The sequence below is a fragment of the Pseudomonas syringae pv. cilantro genome (assembly GCF_001293775.1).
Classification (GTDB): domain Bacteria; phylum Pseudomonadota; class Gammaproteobacteria; order Pseudomonadales; family Pseudomonadaceae; genus Aquipseudomonas; species Aquipseudomonas syringae_P.
Genome location: NZ_LGLN01000025.1, coordinates 1 through 727, shown reverse-complemented (window position 1 = coordinate 727; position 727 = coordinate 1). Strand labels below are relative to the sequence as shown.

Genomic DNA, 727 nt, shown 5'->3' with positions numbered 1-727 from the left:
GGTCATCGTGTAATGAGGCAGACGACGGATGTTTCGTCGGTAGCGCAGCACCTGCCATGCCTGTTTCAGGCGCACTAACCCCAAAGCCAGAAAGCCCGCGGACGTCACGATACCGAACAGCGGAGTCAGCGCGAACGCCCAGGGCGCGAACACGCATAGGAATGCACCTGCAGCGCACACGTACACGGTGTACAGCTCAACGGCGGGTCTGAGTAGGGATTCGATGGCGTATTCATGAGCCATAAACCAACCTCCTATTGCTCGATGGCAGTTGGGGTGATCAACACTGGGTAGTGGTTCAGGCCGAGTCGTTGAGACAGGTCATCGCCAGAGGCGGGGGATACCAGCGTGTTGGGCAACCAGCTTCTGACTACAGCAAGTCGCTCTGGCGTGGCTACGTTGACCACCAGTCCTACGGCCTGCATCTGTTCGAGCACCGCGCCGCGCTCATGGAGCCATCGGCGTGATGTTTCATCGTCCCCGATCAGGAACAAAGGCTGCAGGCCTGGCGCGTTGATAATTCGGCCCTGAACGGTTCCTGGAGTCATTCGAGTGGTGCGTACCGGTAATCCCTGTGCTGCTACAGGATTCAGGTTTGAGGTCAGGTCATTTGAGACAGAAGAGGATGGTTCGGGATTGAGAGATCGATAGTAAGGCAGCGCTGAGTCACCACCTTTGTCTTCAACCACTGTGAGCTCTGCAGCCTGGCAGATCATAAATGGCAGGC

General features: G+C 57.2%; 1 protein-coding gene and 1 pseudogene. Both read right to left on the bottom strand.

What is annotated here, in order from left to right:
- Nucleotides 1–243: pseudogene (locus ABJ99_RS04910) on the bottom strand (type IV conjugative transfer system coupling protein TraD); the annotation flags it as partial.
- An 11-nt stretch (nucleotides 244–254) separates the two neighbouring features.
- Complete coding sequence (locus ABJ99_RS04905) at nucleotides 255–725, bottom strand: integrating conjugative element protein (RefSeq protein ID WP_230080982.1); 471 nt, start codon at nucleotides 723–725, stop codon at nucleotides 255–257.
- Between the last annotated feature and the right edge of the window lie 2 nt (nucleotides 726–727).